16 protein-coding genes are annotated in these 12,893 nt (G+C 73.0%); 5 read left to right on the forward strand and 11 right to left on the reverse strand.

Translation table 11 applies throughout. The features are described from left to right. From ACIBO1_RS06225 to ACIBO1_RS06240, 4 genes are all read right to left on the reverse strand, one after another. Complete coding sequence (locus ACIBO1_RS06225) at positions 1-888, reverse strand: alpha/beta fold hydrolase (RefSeq protein ID WP_396741931.1); 888 nt, start codon at positions 886-888, stop codon at positions 1-3. Further along, positions 885-1,199, reverse strand: coding sequence for a DUF2516 family protein (locus tag ACIBO1_RS06230; RefSeq protein WP_350693103.1), 315 nt, complete (start codon positions 1,197-1,199; stop codon positions 885-887). The genes ACIBO1_RS06225 and ACIBO1_RS06230 overlap by 4 nt, the downstream gene beginning before the upstream one ends. A gap of 81 nt (positions 1,200-1,280) precedes the next feature. After that, on the reverse strand, positions 1,281-2,108 hold the full coding sequence (locus ACIBO1_RS06235; RefSeq protein WP_396741933.1) for a hypothetical protein: 828 nt from the start codon (positions 2,106-2,108) through the stop codon (positions 1,281-1,283). Beyond that, positions 2,105-2,740: a helix-turn-helix domain-containing protein gene (locus tag ACIBO1_RS06240; protein WP_396741935.1), complete on the reverse strand. Its 636-nt coding sequence runs from the start codon at positions 2,738-2,740 to the stop codon at positions 2,105-2,107. Before ACIBO1_RS06240 ends, ACIBO1_RS06235 begins: the two co-directional genes overlap by 4 nt. 204 nt (positions 2,741-2,944) lie before the next feature. Between ACIBO1_RS06240 and ACIBO1_RS06245 the strand changes: the two genes are divergently transcribed. Then, positions 2,945-3,754, forward strand: a complete 810-nt coding sequence (locus tag ACIBO1_RS06245) for an alpha/beta fold hydrolase (RefSeq protein WP_396741937.1) — start codon at positions 2,945-2,947, stop codon at positions 3,752-3,754. A gap of 115 nt (positions 3,755-3,869) precedes the next feature. On the opposite strand, the gene ACIBO1_RS06250 is transcribed toward ACIBO1_RS06245, so the two are convergent. The 4 genes from ACIBO1_RS06250 to ACIBO1_RS06265 form a co-directional block, all read right to left on the reverse strand. Beyond that, on the reverse strand, positions 3,870-4,850 hold the full coding sequence (locus ACIBO1_RS06250; RefSeq protein ID WP_396742455.1) for an asparaginase: 981 nt from the start codon (positions 4,848-4,850) through the stop codon (positions 3,870-3,872). Positions 4,851-4,923: 73 nt separating this feature from the next. Beyond that, positions 4,924-5,751, reverse strand: a complete 828-nt coding sequence (locus ACIBO1_RS06255; RefSeq protein WP_396741939.1) for a 3-keto-5-aminohexanoate cleavage protein — start codon at positions 5,749-5,751, stop codon at positions 4,924-4,926. A gap of 145 nt (positions 5,752-5,896) precedes the next feature. Further along, positions 5,897-7,009, reverse strand: a complete 1,113-nt coding sequence (locus tag ACIBO1_RS06260) for a YgfZ/GcvT domain-containing protein (RefSeq protein ID WP_396741941.1) — start codon at positions 7,007-7,009, stop codon at positions 5,897-5,899. Beyond that, positions 7,006-7,440, reverse strand: coding sequence for a Fur family transcriptional regulator (locus ACIBO1_RS06265; protein ID WP_350693115.1), 435 nt, complete (start codon positions 7,438-7,440; stop codon positions 7,006-7,008). Before ACIBO1_RS06265 ends, ACIBO1_RS06260 begins: the two co-directional genes overlap by 4 nt. Positions 7,441-7,505: 65 nt before the next feature. On the opposite strand from ACIBO1_RS06265, the gene ACIBO1_RS06270 reads away from it, so the two are divergent. Next, positions 7,506-8,354 (forward strand): aminotransferase class IV, encoded by an 849-nt coding sequence (locus tag ACIBO1_RS06270; RefSeq protein ID WP_396741943.1) that lies wholly within the window; start codon positions 7,506-7,508, stop codon positions 8,352-8,354. Positions 8,355-8,415: 61 nt separating this feature from the next. On the opposite strand, the gene ACIBO1_RS06275 is transcribed toward ACIBO1_RS06270, so the two are convergent. Further along, on the reverse strand, positions 8,416-9,015 hold the full coding sequence (locus tag ACIBO1_RS06275; protein ID WP_131051516.1) for an FABP family protein: 600 nt from the start codon (positions 9,013-9,015) through the stop codon (positions 8,416-8,418). Beyond that, positions 9,016-9,117: a small membrane protein MtfM gene (gene mtfM / locus ACIBO1_RS06280; RefSeq protein WP_396741946.1), complete on the reverse strand. Its 102-nt coding sequence runs from the start codon at positions 9,115-9,117 to the stop codon at positions 9,016-9,018. It lies immediately after the preceding gene. 12 nt (positions 9,118-9,129) lie between these two features. On the opposite strand from mtfM, the gene ACIBO1_RS06285 reads away from it, so the two are divergent. From ACIBO1_RS06285 to ACIBO1_RS06295, 3 genes are read left to right on the forward strand one after another with little or no spacing between them, the layout of a single operon-like run. Further along, positions 9,130-9,504: a DsrE family protein gene (locus tag ACIBO1_RS06285; RefSeq protein ID WP_396741948.1), complete on the forward strand. Its 375-nt coding sequence runs from the start codon at positions 9,130-9,132 to the stop codon at positions 9,502-9,504. A gap of 54 nt (positions 9,505-9,558) precedes the next feature. Beyond that, the gene (locus tag ACIBO1_RS06290) at positions 9,559-9,939 is read left to right on the forward strand and encodes an SCP2 sterol-binding domain-containing protein (protein ID WP_350693122.1); all 381 of its coding nucleotides are present in this window, start codon (positions 9,559-9,561) and stop codon (positions 9,937-9,939) included. Further along, positions 9,936-11,990, forward strand: a complete 2,055-nt coding sequence (locus tag ACIBO1_RS06295) for a glycogen debranching N-terminal domain-containing protein (RefSeq protein WP_396741950.1) — start codon at positions 9,936-9,938, stop codon at positions 11,988-11,990. The genes ACIBO1_RS06290 and ACIBO1_RS06295 overlap by 4 nt, the downstream gene beginning before the upstream one ends. Before the next feature lie 31 nt (positions 11,991-12,021). Here ACIBO1_RS06295 and ACIBO1_RS06300 read toward each other — a convergent pair whose 3' ends face one another. After that, positions 12,022-12,882: a hypothetical protein gene (locus tag ACIBO1_RS06300; RefSeq protein WP_396741952.1), complete on the reverse strand. Its 861-nt coding sequence runs from the start codon at positions 12,880-12,882 to the stop codon at positions 12,022-12,024. Between the last annotated feature and the right edge of the window lie 11 nt (positions 12,883-12,893).

Consider the following 12,893-nt stretch of genomic DNA (forward strand, 5'->3'; position numbering starts at 1 on the left):
CTACCCGTTCAGGAACTCGGAGATCCGGCCGCGCAGATCGGCGCGTTCCGTCCACAGCACGCCGGGGCGGGCGTACCGGTGCAGGGTGGCGCCCGGCAGCACGGCGGCGAGTTCCTCGGCCACCTCCACCGGGTGCAGGTCGTCTCCCTCGGCGGCGATCACCAGGGCCGGCGCGGTCACCGCCGCCAGTGCCCCGGCGTCCGGCACCGGCACCTGCCCCGGCAGGTCGGCCAGTCCGGCGGCGAGTCCGTCACGAAGCAGATGGTCCAGCCGCTGCCGCAGGTACGCCCAACCGGCCGGAGTGTTGCGCACGGCCGGCGGCATCTCGGCCGAGACCACCTCGGCCACCGCCGAGGCGTCCCCGACCTCCACCGCCGCGAGCAGCTCGGTCAGCCGGGCGTGGGCCAGCGGCCCCCGTGGCCGGTCCAGCGCGGCGGGCAGGAAGAAGACCAGCCGGTCGAAGCGGTCCGGGCTCTCCACCAGCAGTCGGCACAGCGCGCCCGCACCGAGACTCACCCCGAAGGCGCGGGTCGCACCGCTGAGATCGGCGACGGCGCGCAGGTCCCGGGCGAGGTCGAGGTAGCTCCACGGGCCGTCCGGCGCGTCCGAGCGACCGTGGCCACGGAACTGGAAGAAGACCTTGCGTCCGTTCACCCCACTGCCGAACGGGCGGGTGGTGGCGATGCCGTTGCCGAAGCCGTGCGCGAACACGGTGACCGGGTCACCGACGCCGGTGACCAGCCGCTCCAGGCGTACGCCGTGCGGGGTGTCGACCAGCTCGGTGTCCGGGTCGGGCAGCGGCGGGCGACCGGTACGCGGTGCGCCCGGCCCCGGCCCGCAGGTGCGGGGTCCGCCGTCCGGTGGTGGTGGCCAGCGGAACGCCCTCACCAAGATCCTCTACCGTCGCCCAGTTCACGCAGGCCGACGCGCACGTCGAGCAGGTAGATGAGGGCGGCGGCGACACCGATCAGCCCGAAGATGCTCAGCGTGCTGCGGGTCAGCAGGGTCAGCAGGGTCGTGACCGCCAGGATCGCGATCCAGCCACCCTTGGGCAGGGTGCCGATGGCGGGGAAGGCATCGGAGCGCTGGGTGACGGCGTGCACGAGTGCCACCCCCTGCACGACCAGTGCGAACACGAACAGGATCAGTTCGATCACGTAGCGGACGTCGAAGACGAAGATCGGCGCGGCGTTGGCCATGACGGCAAGCTTATGCTGGCGACCCCGGTCCCGTCCGACAGGACGGGACCGGGGTCGCCGTGATCGATGCGTCTGTCGTGGTCACTCGGACGCGGGGCGGGTCCGCTTCGTGGCCCGGGGCAGCTTCGCCGACGGCGTGGCCTTCTTGGCGGCGGCCGGCTGCCGGGTGCTCACCTTCGCCGCGGTGGTCTTCCTGGCCGCGGCCTTCTTGGCGGCCGGCTTGGCCTCCACGATCTCGGCGACCTCGGCCGGGCTGGGCGCCTCGGCCTTCTTGCGCCGCGTCACCGGCGCGGCGTCCGGCGCGATCGCGGTGGGCTCCACCGTGGCCTCGGTGGCGTCGATGTCGGCGTTCACCGTCTCGGCGGCCTCCACCACGCCCGCACCGACGACCCGCTCACCGTGCGCGACCAGCGCCCCGTACGCGGCCAGCGCCCGCTCCTGGGCGGCGTGGGCACCGGCGACGACCACGGCGGCGTTGCGGGTCGCCAGCTCACGCAGCCGGTCCAGGTCGGCGGCCTCGCGCAGCTTCTGCACGTCGGCGGCCTCACGCAGCTTCGCCGGGTCGGCGGCCTCACGCAGCCGGTTGAGGTCGGCGACCTCGCGCAGCCGGTTGAGGTCGGCGGCCTCACGCAGCCGGTTGAGGTCGGCCGGCGTGGCCTTCTGCCGCAGCGACTCGGCGGTCTGGTTGGCGTTGCGCAGCGCGTCGTTGGCCTTCTGACGCAGCTCGAACCCGGCGACGACGGCCTTGCCACCGAGGTCGCTCACGACCCGCCCGCCGTCGGCGGTGACCCGGTCGCGCAGCTCGCCGACCACAGTCGGCAGTCGCCGCAACTGCTTCAGGGCGAGGTCGCCGGCACCGGCGGCGGCGTAGAGCGGAGCGGGAATGCGGTCGGTCTTCGGCTGGGTCATGACTTCTCCTCCTGGGCCTCGGCGGAGGCCTTGCGGACCACCGTGCGGGCGGCCTTCTTGGCTGGGGTACGGGTCGGCGCGGGGGCCGGACCGGCCTCCGTCACGGCGACCGATTCGAGAACGGCCTCGGTCGGCGATCCCTCGGCTGTGGTGGGACCGGTGGCGGCCAGGTTCGCCACGTCGGGCGAGGTGAGGTCGGGAACGTCGTTCGCGACGTTCGTCCCACCGGCCACGTCGGTGTGCGCGGCGTCCTCCCGAGCGGCGTCCGCAGCGGCGGTCGCGTCGGCGAGCCGGGCGTTCTCCCGACGGAACGTCTCGTAGATCTGGGTCAGGGACTGCTTCTGGGCCATGGTCAGGTCCGGATCCACCGCGATGGCCGCCAGTACGCCCTGACCCTCCTTGTCGTCGAGGAGCCCGGCGCGCAGGTACATCGCCGGGGTGGAGACCCTCAGCGCACTGGCGAGCTGCTGGAGCACCTCGGCACTGGGACGGCGCAGGCCCCGCTCTATCTGGCTCAGGTAGGGGTTGCTCACCCCGGCCTGCTCGGCGAGCTGCCGCAGCGAGATCTTCGCGTTCCGCCGCAGGTCACGAATGAACCCGCCGACGTCGGGAAGGTCCTTGGAAGTGGCCATGACTCCACGCTAACCGGCACTGCTAGCTCCTGCAAGCAAAACGCTAGCCCGAGTTAGCAGGGTCTCATCGGGCCGGATTCGCGCCCGCGCTCGCTGGTCGTGCCGTCCTCGCCGCCTCCGGTTCGCAGGCCCCGCGCACGGCGGTCACACCGTCCCGCCGCGTGCGGGTTTGCGCCCGCGCGCGCCCGGTCGTACCGTCTCGCCGTGACCAAGATCGAAGTGAATGGCGCACGGTTGGCGTACGACGAGACGGGCTCGGGATCGCCGGTCGTCCTCCTGCACGCCGGCATCGCGGACCGCCGGATGTGGCACGCGCAGCTCGACGCGCTCGCCGTCCGGCACCGGGTGATCGCCGTCGACCTGCGTGGTTACGGCGAATCCGAGCTGCCGTCCACCGCCTTCGCCCACCACGACGACGTGGCCGGGCTGCTCGACGCACTCGACCTGCCCCGGGCCGCCCTGGTCGGTTGCTCGTTCGGCGGCGCGGTGGCGATCGACACCGCCCTGGCTTACCCGGCACGGGTCAGCGCACTCGCCCTGCTCGGCACCGCCGTCTCCGGCCACGAGTGGTCCGAGCAGACGAACGACCTGTGGGAGAGCCTGGTCGGCGAGGTGGACCCGGAGGACTTCGCGGCCACCGCCGCCGGGGAGGTGCGGTTCTGGGTGGTGGGCCCGGAACGGGACCGGGCAGACGTCGACCCGAACCTGGTGGCGTTCGCCACCGCGATGGACGAACGCGCGCTCGCCGCCGAACTGGCGCTCAGCGCGGTGGACATCGCCGAACTGGATCCGCCGGCCAGTGGGCGGCTCGACGAGCTGACCATGCCCGTACTGGTCATGGCCGGTGCGGCGGACGTACCCGACATCCGGCACCTGGCCGACCGCATCGCGGCCGAGGCTCCGCACGCGGTACGCCTGCCCGACGTGCCGGACGCGGCTCACCTGCTGCCCCTGGAGCGCCCGGCGCCGGTGAACGCCGCGCTGCTCGACTTCCTGCCTGCGGCGCAGGGATGAAAGGAGGGGTCCCCTGCTAGCGCCTGCGGTATAGCAGGGGACCCCTGCTAACCACTCAGCCGGCGCGAACGACGGCGCACTCAGCCGGCGGCGAACGACGGCGGTTGCCGAGGCGTCACCAGAGCGGACGGACGGCGCCGACCGGCAGGCCACCGCCGAAGAGCGGCACCTCGGCGAACTCCGCGAGCACCGGCGCGTCGACACCGAGCCGACGCAACGCGGAGACCAGCACCGGCATCCGGGGGCGACCAGCGCCGTCGTCGATCTTCAACGCCACCGCGCCGACGCCGGGCAGCGCCGTCGCGATCACGCCCTCCGCGCCCACCTTCGCCAGCAGCCCCGGTACGCCCCGCATCAGCCGGGTGTCGTCGGCCTCCGTGCCACCGACGATCTCCGGGTGCCCGCGCATGGCGTCGGCCACCGTACGCGGAGCCGTGCCCTCCTCCGCCGTCACCAGCCGCAGGAACGCCCCGGCCAGCCCGGTCAGCGACGCCGACAGCACCGGCGCGCCGCAGCCGTCCACACCGACCGCCACGGCCGACTCCCCGGTCAGCTCCTCGACCGCGTCCCGCAGTCGCTGCTGGAGCGGGTGCTCCGGCCGCCAGTACCCGTCCAGCGGCCAATCGGCGGCACGGCAGGTCAGCACCATCCCGGCGTGCTTGCCGGAACAGTTCATCTGGAGTCGGGTGGGACCGCCCCCGGCCCGCAGCACCGCCTCGCGGGCCTGCTCACCGACCGGCAGGTCGGGCGGGCAGTGCAGCGCGTCCTCGTCTAGACCGGCGGCGGCGAGCAGCCCGGCCACCCGGGCCAGGTGGAACTCCTCCCCCGCGTGGCTGGCCGACACCAGGGCCAGGTCGGCCGACCCGGTCAGCGGCAGCCCGGTGCCGATCATGCCGACCGTCTGCATCGGCTTGTTCGCCGAGCGCGGGAAGACCGGCGAGGTCACGTCACCTGCGGCGTCGACCACCGCGCCGTCGGCGTCGAGCACCACCACCGACCCCCGGTGTACGCCCTCCACGAAGCCGGACCGGACCACCTCGGCGAGGGCCGCGCCGCCCTCGTACGTCTCTCCCACAACGTGGACGGTACCGACGATGCGGTGTGGGCCGGCACCGGGGTGAGCAGGGACGCCACCTCCGGGTGTACAGCGACGGTGGGGAATTCTCCCCTTACATTCCGAGCATCTCGCGCGCCTCGGCGGTGGTCATCGGCGGGCGCTGCGCGAGCTGGGCGAAGCCGACCGCGCGGGCGACGAGCTGCATGTTGGACTCCACCGGCCGCCCCTTGGCGTACGTGATCGTGTCCTCCATGCCGACCCGCAGGTGGCCTCCGGCCGACAGACTCGCCAGCAGCACCGGAATGCTGGTGCGGCCGACACCGGTCGCCGAGAACGTGGTCCCCTCCGGCAGGTCCCGCAGCATCTGCTGGGCCGCGACCAGGGTCGCCGTGGTGCCCGGCATCCCACCCGGCACCCCCATCACGAAGTCGACGTGCACGTGACCGCCGTGCGGCAGCCCGTACCGGCCGAGCAGCCGCTGCAACGCGGTCAGGTGGCCGAGGTCGAAGATCTCGTACTCGGGCACGACGCCCCGCTCCTGCATCCGGGTGTGCAGGTCGACGATGAACTCCCAGCGGTTGAGGAAGACGTCGTCGCCGAAGTTGACCGTGCCCATGGTGCACGAGGCCATGTCCGGTCCCGCCTCCAGCACGGCCAGCCGGTCGGACTCCGGGTCGGTGACCGCCCCACCGGTGGAGAGCTGCACGATCAGGTCGGTGCTCTCCCGCAGCGCCGCCACGGTCTCCCGCAGCCGTCCCTGGTCCAGCGTCGGGCGCGCCTGGCCGTCGCGGATGTGGACATGGATCACGGAGGCGCCCAGCGCCTCGCACTCCTTCGCCGTGAGCAGCAGCTCGTCCAGGGTCACCGGCAGCGCCGGCACCTCCGTCTTGGCCGACTCCGCGCCGGTGGGGGCAACCGTGATCAACGTCGCTGTTGTCATGCCGGCGATCCTAGAACCCCCGGCCCGGTCTCGGGCGCGGGCAGGTGCCGTCAGCGCGAGCAGAGAGCGTCGGCTGAGCAGGGCGTCGGTGTTAGCAGGGGACCCCTGCTATACCGCAGGCGTTAATAAGGTGCCCTTCCTTACATCACTGTGGGTCGATGGCGGCGGTGCTCTCGCCGACCCGGAGCGTGGCGTCGTCGGCGACCGAGCGCTTCACCACGGCCAGCGCGATCTGGCCCTGCTCGTGGTGGTGCACGGCGGTGCCGACGAAGCCGACCGTCCGGTCGCCCAGCGTGATCGGGGTACCGGCGGCCGGGAGCTGGTCGGTCATCACCCCGTCGAGGTGCAGCAGGACCAGCCGACGCGGCGGACGCCCCATGTTGTGCACCCGGGCGACCGTCTCCTGCCCCCGGTAGCAGCCCTTGTCCAGGTGCACGGCGGGGGCGATCAGGTCCACCTCGGCGGGGATGGTCCGGTGGTCGGTGTCGACGCCGACCCGGGCCCGGTGGGCGGCGACCCGCACCGCCTCGTACGCCCACAGCCCGGCGGGCCGCACCCCGCCGTCGCGCAGCCGGTCCACCACCTGCGCCATGGCGGCCCGGGGCACCAGCAGGTCCACGCCGAGCGGTACCCGGCGCGCCCAGCCGCCGCCGGGCAGCGGCTTGACGTCGTACCGGGCGGTCGGGCGGGCGGGCAGCTCACCGGAGCGGAACTTGGCGCCCGGTACGCCGAGCACCTCGGGCTCGGCGAGCGGCGGCACGTCCAGCAGGGCCACCGCGTCGGGCGCCTTCGGCCCGACCAGCGACAGCAGCGCGTACTCGGCGGTGGCGTCGCGGGGCTCGACCCGGCTGAAGAAGCGCATCTTCTCCAGGTAGCCCAACAGGCCCCCGGTGGCGCCGGGCTCGGTGTCCAGCCAGAGGGTGTCGCCGTCCTCGGTCACCATGGCGTGCTGCTCGACGTGCCCGTGCGGCGAGAGCACCAGCAGCTCGGTGCCCTGCCAGGGCCCCAGGTCGGCCAGGTGCTGGGTGGTGAGGGTGTGCAGCCAGGAGATCCGCTCCGCGCCCGGCACCGCGACCACGCCCCGGTGCGACCGGTCCACCAGGCCGACCTCGGTGTCCAGCAGCCGTTGCTCACGCATCGGGTCGCCGTAGTGCGCGGCCACCGACCGTACGCCGGCCGCCGCGTGCGCCGGCTCCGGCTGGTCCCGGCTGGCCTCGTCGATGCTCTCCACGGTCACCGCACCCGCGATGTCGATCATTTCTGCTCCCCGTCCCCGTCTCCGCACCGTTCGCACACGCCGAAGAAGGAGACGTGGCCGATGTCGACCCGGAAGCCCCGCTCCGTCGCCAACTGGTCGGCCAGCGGCCGCAGCAGCTCGGGCTCCATCTCGTCGATCGCGCCGCACTCCCGGCAGACCAGGTGGACGTGCTGGTCCTCACCGGCGGCGTGGTAGGTCGGCGACCCGTGCGACAGATGGGTGTGGGTGACCAGGCCGAGCCGCTCCAGCAGCTCCAACGTGCGATAGATGGTGGTGATGTTGACACCGGCGGCGACCTCGCGGACCGCCGTGTGCACCTGCTCCGGGGTGGCGTGCCCCAGGTCCAGCACCGCTTGCAGGATCAGCTGCCGCTGCGCCGTCAGCCGCAGCCCACGGGCGCGGAGCAGTTCCGCCAGGGAGGATTCGGACACCCTCCGATCATAGTTCGGAGATGCGCGTACCTCCGTGTGCGGGCGTCGGCACTAGGCTCGGCCGCATGGTGGCGTCGCGGATCGGCGTACTGGGCCAGGGCCTGCGACCGCCCGGCGAGCCACTGCTGCGCGGCGACGACCTCGGCGTCCTGCACGGCGACGGGCTGTTCGAGACCATGCACCTGCGCGGTGGTCGGCCGTGGCTGCGGCAGGAGCACCTGGCCCGGATGCGGGCCGGCGCAGCCGCCGTCGAGCTGCCCCTGCCGCCCGACGCCGACCTGGTCGCGCTGCTGGAGGACGTCGCCGCCGGTTGGCCGACCGAGGTCGAGGGCGCGCTCCGGCTGATCTGTACGCGCGGCCCCGAAGGCGGCGGAGGACCCACCGTGTACGCCACCCTCGCCGAGGTGCCGACCACGGCTCGGCTGGCCCGCCGGGACGGGGTACGGGTGGCCACGCTTGCGCTGGGCGTACCCGCGCACGCCCGACCGGATCTCGACTGGCTCCCCGCCGGCCTCAAGTCGACCTCGTACTCGGCGAGCACCGCCGCCCGCCGCTGGGCGGCCCGGGCCGGCGTCGACGACGTGCTCTGGGTCTCCTCCGACGGGTACGTGCTGGAGGGACCGACCGCCAACGTGGTCTGGCTGGACGGGGACACCCTGTGCACGGTGCCGGCCCGGGACACCGGCATCCTGCCCGGCACCACCGTCGCGTGGCTGCTGGCGCACGCCGCCGAGTTGGGCTGCACGGCCGACGAACGGATGGTCACCCCGGCCGGGCTGCGCACCGCCGACGGCGTCTGGCTCACCTCGTCGGTACGCGGCGCGGTGGCGGTGCGCAGTCTCGACGGCACGCCGCTGCCGCCCGGTACGCGTACCGGGGCGGTGCAGGAACTGCTCGGTTTCCCGCTGCCCTGACGGCTGGCCGGGGGGCTGCCCTGACGGCTGGCCGGAAGCCGAACGCCAGACGTCGGTCGGCTCAGCCGGCCACCCGGATCAGGCGTGCCGACAGGTGTGGCGTGAGTGGCTGGCCGACCGCGGCCATGTCCTGCGCGTACAGCAGCGCTCCCTCGACGATGCCGAAGAGCCGGTGCCCGGCGGTCACCTCCTTGGCGGTGGAGGTCCGCACCACCGCGTCGGTGACGAACTCGATCTGCGTGCCCTTGCGCCGCCCGACGTGCAGCTCCATCACGCCGGTGGGGACGGTCAGCAGCGCCTCCAGCTCGTCGGTGACCCGGTCACCGTCGAGCACCGGACGCCACCAGCCCACCTCCCGACCGGCCGGACGCACCGGCTGGCTCTGCTCGTCGAGGATCCACGCCCGCGACTCGTAGTGCAGGAACGGACGGCCGTCGTGGCTGATCCGGATCTCCTGGGCGAAGTCGAAGTCCTCGATGGTGGGGAAGCCACCCCGGCCGCGTCCCCGCCAGACGCCGACGTACGGCAGCAGCCCGTCCAGGCTCGGATGCAGCTTCGGCCCGACCCGCAGGTCGTGGCTCTCCTCGAAGGGGTACGGCTCGACCGGCGGCGCGTTCAGCCACGGCGGCGGTGCCAGCGGATTATCGTCCGACGCGCTCAATTATCTGCCTCTCGCTATGAGGACCGCCAGGTAAACCAGACCGCCGGCGAGCGCGCCCAGGCCGGCGACCAGCAGGCTGACGAACCCGATCTCGGTGACCATCCGGGCCATCTTATGCTGGGCGGCATGGCCCGCACTCTCGTCGTCAAGGCCACCGCCGGCGCCGACGCGCCGGAGCGATGCGCCCAGGCGTTCACCGTCGCCGCCACTGCGGCGGCGGCCGGCGTACACGTCTCGCTCTGGCTCACCGGTGAGTCGACCTGGTTCGCGTTGCCCGGTCGCGCACAGAATTTCGAGCTGCCGCACTCCGCGCCGCTGGCCGAGCTGCTGCACGTGATCCTGGCGACCGGCACGGTGACCGCCTGCACCCAGTGCGCCGCCCGCCGGGACATCGGCACCGGCGACGTCATCCCCGGCGTACGGATCGCCGGTGCCGCCGTCTTCGTGGAGGAGACGATGGCCGAGGGCGCACAGGCGCTCGTGTACTGAGGGCAGCGCGCCGGAACCGGCCCGACAACTCGGGCTAATGCCTACGATTCGGGTGTGACCGAGGCGACCGAGCAGTTCTTCGCGGCGCTGCCGGCCCGGGCTCCGGAGGTACTCCGCGCCCCCGTGGCGGGCAAGCTCCGGATCGACCTCTCCGACGGCCACCACACCGAGCACTGGCTGGTCCGCATGCGACCGGGCGCGGCCGAGGTGGGCCAGGGCCCGGAGTCCGCCGACGCCGTCTGGTACTGCGGCGTGAACCTGTTCGACCGGCTGGTCACCGGCCAGGCGCAGAGCATCTCCGCGGTGTTCCGCAACGAGAGCACGTACACCGGGGACGTGGTCCTGTTCCTCGCCTTCCGGCGCTTCTTCCCGGCACCCCCCGGCACCCGGGACCCGCGTGAGGTCGCTCGCGAGCATGTCAGGCGGACCCGGTGAAGGAACTGGTCAGCATCCTGGACGGCAACACCTTCCTGGTCAGTGACAGGCGCGGCGACATCGAGCCGGCGATCGACTTCCCCACCGGCCTGTTCTCCTTCGACACCCGGTTCCTCTCCACCTGGCTGCTGCTGCTCGACGGCGAGCGGCTGCACGCGCTGTCGATGGACGACTCGGAGTCGCATCGGACCCGGTACTTCCTGGTGCCGGGCGAGCCCACCCACTTCCTGGACGCCAAGGTCTCGGTGATCCGCAGCCGGGCCATCAGCGGCAGCTTCGAGGAGGAGCTGACCGTGCTCAACCACTCCGGGCAGCCGATGACGTTCACCGTCCGGATGGAGATGGGCGCCGACTTCGCCGACCTCTTCGAGATCAAGGACACCCAGCGCAAGCGCGGGGAGCACACCGCCTCCCCCGGCGAGAACGCGTTGCGCCTGGACTACCGCCGGGAGGCGTTCCACCGGGAGACGGTGATCAGCAGCAGCGCACCGGCGGAGGTCGACCTGACCGGGATGACCTTTCCGATCGAGATCGGGCCGCACGGCGAGTGGACCACCCGGCTCACCGTCGCCACCACGATCTACGGCGCCCGGGGCGAGGACGTCCGCAGCAAACTCCCCTTCTCCGGCAGCCGGACGACCGCCGTCATCCAGGCCGAGCACGCCGAGTTCATCGCCAAGGCCCCGAAGCTGAGCTGCGACTACCAGCCGCTGACCGAGGCGTACCGGCGCAGTCTCGACGACCTGGCCGCGCTCCGGTACGAGTCGATCGCGCTCGGCGTCCGCCTGTTGGCCACCGGGCTGCCCTGGTTCATGACCCTGTTCGGCCGGGACAGCATCATCACCTCGCTCCAGGTCCTGCCGTTCCAGCCGGAACTGATCCCACCCACGCTGACGATGCTGGCCGGTCTCCAGGGCCACCGGCTGGACGACTTCCGCGACGAGGACCCCGGCAAGATCCTGCACGAGCTGCGCTATGGCGAGACCGCCGGCTTCGAGGAGCAGCCGCACTCGCCCTACTACGGCGCCGCCGACTCCACGCCGCTGTTCGTGATCCTGCTCGACGAGTACGAGCGGTGGACCGGCGACGTGGCCCTGGTCAAGCGGCTGGAACTGGCTGCCCGGGGCGCGCTGGCCTGGATCGACACGTACGGCGACCTGCTCGGCACCGGCTATCTCTGGTACCAGACCCGCAACCCGAAGACCGGCCTGGAGAACCAGTGCTGGAAGGACTCGTGGGACGCGATCTCCTACGCCGACGGCCGGCTGCCGAGCTTTCCCCGGGCCACCTGTGAACAGCAGGGCTACGCGTACGACGCCAAGCTGCGCGGCGCCCGGATGGCGCGGCTGTTCTGGAACGACCCGGAGTACGCCGACCGGCTGGAACGGGAGGCCGCCGAGCTGAAGGAACGGTTCAACCGGGACTTCTGGCTGCCCGAGAAGGAGTACTACGCGCTGGCCCTGGACGCCGACGGCACGCCGGTGGACGCGCTCAGTTCCAACATCGGGCACCTGCTCTGGAGCGGCATCGTCGAGGAGTCGAGGGCCCGGCGGATCGCCGACCACCTCGTCGGGCCGCGCCTCTTCTCCGGCTGGGGCGTCCGTACCCTCGCCGACGACCAGGGGCGGTACAACCCGATCGGCTACCACGTCGGCACGGTCTGGCCGTTCGACAACTCGCTCATCGCCTGGGGACTGTGGAAGTACGGCTTCCGCGCCCAGGCCGGGCAGATCTGCGAGTCGATCCTGGCGGCGGCGCGCTACTTCGACGGTCGGCTGCCGGAGGCGTTCGCCGGGTACGAGCGCGACCTCACCGAGTACCCGGTGCAGTACCCGACCGCGTGCAGCCCGCAGGCCTGGTCGGCGGGGACGCCGTTGATGCTGCTGCGGGTGATGCTCGGGCTCGAACCGCAGGGCGAGCACCTGATCGTCGACCCGTACGTGCCGCAGGGCATCGGGCGGGTCGAGCTGCTGGACATCCCCGGCCGCTGGGGACGCGCGGACGCGCTGGGTCGCAGCCGCAGTCGCAGCCGGGACGACGCGCTCGGCTGAGCGGGTCAGCCGGCGCAGCCGGTCGCGCCGATCAGCCGGTGCAGCCGGTGGTGGCGGCGAGCACCACCTCGCCCGCGCCCAGGTCGGCGAGGACCGCAACGCCGTCGCGCCGGAAGGCGTACACCTCGCTGGTGTCGACCACCGGCGTGCCGCCCGCCAGCGGTGCGAGCGTGGCCTGCGGCGACGCGGGCAGCGCGCCGGCGGCGGACCGGACGGTACGCGCCGACCCGCCGCCCGGGCACGGCGCGGCCACCACCTCGTCGGGTTCGGTCGCGGTGCTGCCGAGCGTGCGCAGCGCCTCGGTCAGGGCACCGACCTCGGCTCCGGCGGCGTCCGTCCCCGGCGCGGAGTAGTCGTCGCCGACCATTCGGCACCCGGTGTCCGCGGTCAACCGGATCCGGCCGTCGGAGACGGGTCGTCCCAGCACGGTGACGAACTCGCCCGCGTCGGCGCGCAGCCGGGGCCCCTCGGAGGTGACCCGGACGCCGGACCGCCACGCCGTGGGGAGCCGGTCGGAGATCTCCTGGAGTGCGGCCCGTTCCTCGCCCACCGGCACCGCCAGGTCGACGGCCCGGACCAGCTCCGCTCCCTCGGCGAAGGGGGTGATCCGGCAGCCCCGGTCCACCTCGGGGGCGACCAGCGCGGGCACCGCACCCCAGCTCGCCGCCACCAGCTCGCCGATGGCGGCGTCCACCACCGGGCCGGCCTCGGCCAGCGTGCGCTGCTCGCGGACGGTCGGCGGGTCCTGCCGGGCGGAGCGCCAGGTGAGACCGGCGAGCAGCACCGCCCAGGCCACGGTCGCCACGATCAGCCAGCGCGGCCACCGGGATTCGGGGGCCGGGGGCCGGGGACCTGCGGGCGGGGGATACCCCGTCTGGACAGCGCCGCTCACCGGGTCATGGT

This window comes from Micromonospora sp. NPDC049903 (genome assembly GCF_044460945.1).
Lineage (GTDB): Bacteria > Actinomycetota > Actinomycetes > Mycobacteriales > Micromonosporaceae > Micromonospora.